This is a genomic window from Mesorhizobium sp. M7A.F.Ca.CA.004.04.2.1 (genome assembly GCF_004022825.1).
Taxonomy (GTDB): domain Bacteria; phylum Pseudomonadota; class Alphaproteobacteria; order Rhizobiales; family Rhizobiaceae; genus Mesorhizobium.
Genome location: NZ_RZPH01001317.1, coordinates 1 through 1,332 on the forward strand (window position 1 = coordinate 1; position 1,332 = coordinate 1,332).

At 63.5% G+C, this 1,332-nt stretch carries 1 protein-coding gene and 1 pseudogene; one reads left to right on the forward strand and one right to left on the reverse strand.

Going from position 1 to position 1,332, the window contains the following annotated elements; all coding sequences use genetic code 11:
* Positions 1 to 813 (forward strand): DMT family transporter (locus EN893_RS34185; protein WP_164901389.1); only part of this gene is annotated, 813 nt, incomplete at its 5' end.
* Positions 814 to 823: 10 nt separating this feature from the next.
* Here EN893_RS34185 and EN893_RS34190 read toward each other — a convergent pair.
* A pseudogene (locus EN893_RS34190) lies at positions 824 to 1,332 on the reverse strand (alpha/beta hydrolase); the annotation flags it as partial.

Below are 1,332 nucleotides of genomic sequence, written 5' to 3' on the forward strand. Positions count from 1 at the left end.
ATCCTGGTCATCGCGGTCGGCGTCTACAACACTTTGCTGTGGCGCAGCATGGTCGCGACCGTGGTCGCGGGCGCGGCCTGGCTGGCGGGACCGCGCCTAAAGCCAACCGTTCCGGTGCTGAGGCTGCATGCGTTGCGTGCCGCGGTTGTCGGCGTCGTCCTGATATCCTTCTTCTGGGGCTTGGCCAGGCTGCCGCTTGCGGAGGCGATCGGGCTCAGCTTCGTGGCGCCTTTGTTTGCCCTGTTTCTCGCCGCGTTGCTGCTCGGCGAACGGATCCGGCGAGAGGCTGTCTGGGCATCGCTGGCCGGCATCGCCGGCGTCGCGATTATCATGGCCGGCCAGTTCGGGCAGGCAGACTATTCGCAAGATGCCATGCTCGGCACGGCGGCGGTGCTCGTGTCGACGGTGTTCTACGGCTACAATCTGATCCTAGCCCGGCAACAGGCGCAGTTGGCCAAGCCGATCGAGATCATGCTGTTCCAGAACCTTTGCGTTGCCATCCTGCTCGGCCTCGCAGCACCCTGGCTCGCCGTCGCCCTGCCGAGCAATCTTTGGCTTCCTTTGGCCGGGGTGACGGTGCTGTCGCTCGCCGGGCAATTCCTGATGAGCTGGTCCTACGCCCGCGCCGAAGCGCAATATCTGATCCCGACGGAATACTCGGCCTTCATCTGGGCGGTCGCGCTCGGCTGGTTCTTCTTCGGCGAGGAGGCGACCTGGACCACCTTGGCCGGAGCATGCCTGATCGTCGCCGGCTGCCTGATCGCCGCGCGGGCCAATCCAAGGCTTGCCGAGCCCATCGAAATGGCGGTTTGAGCGTCGACGTTCAGCGCCCTGCAGGTTCGCGAAAGACCCCAGTCTCCACCTCGTGGATGAAGTGAGCGATGAGAGCCGCGCATTGGCGATGATGCGTTTCGAGAAGCATGTGTCCGCTCTCAAAGACATGGATTTCGACTGCGTCGAGGTCGCGGCTGTAGGCCATGATCTCGTCCAGCGCGAAGAAGGCGTCGTGCCGTCCCCACAGCACGAGGCATGCTGGCTGGTGGTCGCGGAGATAGGCCTGGATGGCCGGGAAGCGGGCGATGTGCGAGCCATAATCGGTGAAGAGTTCGAACTGAATGTCGGTGTTGCCGGGCCTCGCCAGGCGCTCCGTATCGAGATACCAACCCTCGGGCGGAAACAACACCTTCAGACGCTCGGGGAGACCGCCGATATATTGGTTTCGGGTCCCCTCGAAATTCATCCAGTCCGGCAGTTTGGCGCGGTTTTCTTCAGTCGGTTCGGCGAAGAATGCCTTCGGCGCGTCCCATTCCGGTCCCAGCCCCTCGTCATGAG